Below are 3,365 nucleotides of genomic sequence, written 5' to 3' on the forward strand. Positions count from 1 at the left end.
GGACAACCCCGACTGGGGCGCGGCCGACCGCCGCCCCGACATGAATCATTTCATGGCCCGGCTGATCTTCCGCTTCTTCGCCGAGGACACCGGCATCTTCCCGCCAAACCTCTTCACGAAGACGGTCTCGGAACTCACGGACGCTTCGTCGGCCAACACGCACAGCGTCATCGCCGAACTGTTCCGGGCGATGGACATCCAGCGCGAGAAGCGCGGCCCCGCGAAGCTCAAAGCATGGGCGGACAAGTTTCCCTACGTCAATGGGGGACTGTTCACGGGAACGACGGACTGTCCGCGCTTCTCGCGGATCGCACGGGCCTATCTCCTGCGCGCCGGCGAACTGAACTGGCGGGAGATCAATCCCGACATCTTCGGGTCGATGATCCAAGCCGTCGAGGACGAGGGCGAGCGCGGATCGCTCGGCATGCACTACACCAGCGTGCCGAACATTTTGAAGGTGCTGAATCCGCTCTTCTTAGACGACCTTCGACAGCAGTTGGAGGCAGCCGGCGACAACGTCCGCAAGCTGCGGAATCTGCGTCGCCGCATCGCTGCGATCCGCGTCTTCGATCCGGCCTGCGGATCGGGCAACTTCCTCGTCGTGGCCTACCAGCAGATGCGGGAAATCGAGGCCGAGATCATCAGGCGCCTCCGCGAGGACGGGGCGAGCTGGATCAAGCTCGAGAATTTCTACGGCATCGAGATCAAGAGTTTTCCGGTCGAGATCGCGAAGCTCTCTTTGCTGATCGCCGAATTCCAGTGCGATGTCCGTTATCGCGGGGAGCGTCTCGCGTGCTTGAACGTACTGCCGCTGCATCGCACTGGGCAGATCCATGTCGGCAACGCCCTAAGGTTGAGCTGGCTAGAGGTGTGTCCGCCTGCTTCAAACGCGCTGGCCGAGCAATGGGATTTGGGTGGGCCAACCGGGCGCTTGGCACTGGAAGAAAATAACTTAGAAAAGACGGTGGAAATCGAGACATATGTCTGCGGCAATCCACCTTACGTAGGTGGAAAAAAGCAGAACTCTCAACAAAAGCAGGATATAAAGCTTGTATTTGGGCAAGAGGAAAAATACAAAAATTTAGATTACATATGCGGATTCATATTGAAGGCGTGTGAATTTCTGCAATTTGCCACAAAATCGGCCTTTGTTACGACGAACTCAATAGTTCAAGGTACGCACGTTCCTGTGCTTTGGCCGATTGTCTATCGACATGGCTGTCAAATTCAATTCGCGTACGAGACCTTCAAGTGGGCAAACAACGCACAGCATAATGCTGGCGTTTCATGCACAATATTTGGTATAACGAAGAATGAAATTGTATCAAAATTTATATACAATGAATCTTCGCGCCGAAAAGTTGTAAATATAAACGCATATCTAATTGACGGTCAAAACGTTATTGTTGGCAGTCAGTCTAAAAATAGCAATCTCCTGTCGACAATGATTACTGGTAATGCTGCTTACGATGGCGGGCATTTGTTTCTTAGTGCTGACGAAGCGCGTAAACTCGTAGAGCGCGAACCGACGACTAAAAAGCTCCTCCGGAAGGTTTCTGGAACTAGTGAATTTGTGGATGGAATCGCGCGATATTGTCTTTGGCTAGACGACTCGGATCTAGCGCTCGTGGACAAAGTGCCCGAAATTGTGATGCGCATTGGCAAGGTTCTCGAATATCGCAAGGGTGGCGGCGAAGTCGCTTGCACGCTTACCGATCGCCCGCACCAATTTAGATATCGTAACTCAAGCCGCTTCGCACAGATACTCGTACCACAGGTCTCTTCAGAAAGAAGGGAGCATCTACCTGTCGGCTTCCTCAAGTCAGATATAGTTATAACACATCTTGCACATGCTATATATGATCCAACTTTAGTTGATTTTTCTGTGTTGGTATCAAAATTACATTTAGTTTGGATCACAACAATATGCGGGAAGCTCGAAACTCGAATCCGATATTCGAGCAACCTTGGCTGGAACACCTTCCCATTGCCGCAGCTCACCGAGAAGAACAAGGCTAATTTGACCCGCTGCGCCGAGGACATCCTTCTCGCGCGCGAAAACCATTTCCCGAAGACGATCGCGGAACTCTACGATCCCGAGGAAATGCCCGACGATCTCCGCCGCGCCCATGAAGCAAATGACGAGACGCTGGAGCGCATCTACATAGGTCGACGGTTCAAGAACGACACCGAGCGGTTGGAGAAGCTGTTTGAGCTTTACGCCAAGATGGCGCCCCCGCAGGCGGACAAGGAGCCGAAGGCCAAGACCTCGACAAAGACGACGAGAAAGACGAAGGCGGTCTCATGAACAGCGTTGTCCTCCCCTCCATTTCGATGAAGTCCGAGCGCACCGGCGCGTCGGCCAAGGCCAATGAGTTCGGCATGCGCGTCATGCAGGAGCGCGCCTATGAGAAGCGCGGCGAGCAATATCTGCTGATCAAGTCGCCGCCGGCCTCGGGCAAGAGCCGTGCGCTGATGTTCCTCGCGCTCGACAAGCTGCACCATCAGGGACTCCGCAAGGCGATTGTCGCGGTGCCCGAGCGGTCGATCGGGGGCAGCTTCGCCGACGAGCCGCTGTCGGATTACGGCTTTTGGGCCGACTGGAAGGTCGAGCCGAGATGGAACCTCTGCAATGCGCCGGGCGACGACGACGTCAAGGCCTCGAGGTCCAAGATCAAGGCGGTCGGGGAGTTCCTCGCCGGCTCCGACCGCGTGCTCGTCTGCACGCACGCCACCTTCCGCTTCGCCGTCGACGAGTTCGGGATCGCCGCCTTCGACGACTGCCTCATCGCCATCGACGAGTTCCATCACGTCAGCGCGGACCAGGCCAACAGGCTCGGCGGCCATCTGCGCGACTTCATCGCGCACGACCGCATCCACCTGATCGCCATGACCGGCTCCTATTTCCGGGGCGACGCCCTACCGGTACTGGCCCCCGAGGACGAGGCGCGCTTCGAGACGGTGACCTACACCTACTACGAACAGCTCAACGGCTATGAGCATCTTAAGTCGCTCGACATCGGCTACTTCTTCTATTCGGGCAGCTATCTCGACGGGATCATGAAGGTGCTCGACCCGTCGCTGAAAACCATCGTGCACATCCCCAACGTCAATTCGCGGGAGAGCACGAAGCAGGGCAAGCACTCGGAGGCCGAGGCGATCATGGACGCGCTCGGAGTCTGGGAGGGCGAGGATGCGGCCACGGGTTTCCATCTGATCCGCCGCCCCGACGGCCGGCTCCTCAGGGTCGCCGATCTGGTCGAGGACGCGCCGGCGAAGCGCGAGAGGGTCATCGGCGCGCTGAAGGATCCGACGCACAGGAACGACCGCGACCACGTCGACATCATCATCGCGCTGGGCATGGC

1 protein-coding gene and 1 pseudogene are annotated in these 3,365 nt (G+C 56.8%); both read left to right on the plus strand.

Annotated features, from left to right (window positions below; genetic code table 11):
• Positions 1 to 2,308 (plus strand): DNA methyltransferase (locus A1351_RS05030; RefSeq protein WP_064032398.1); only part of this gene is annotated, 2,308 nt, incomplete at its 5' end.
• Positions 2,305 to 3,365, plus strand: a pseudogene (locus tag A1351_RS05035) (DEAD/DEAH box helicase family protein); the annotation flags it as partial. The gene A1351_RS05030 and the pseudogene A1351_RS05035, both read left to right, overlap by 4 nt.

Origin of the sequence: Methylosinus sp. R-45379 (assembly GCF_001644125.1) — a bacterium.
Taxonomy (GTDB): Bacteria; Pseudomonadota; Alphaproteobacteria; order Rhizobiales; family Beijerinckiaceae; genus Methylosinus.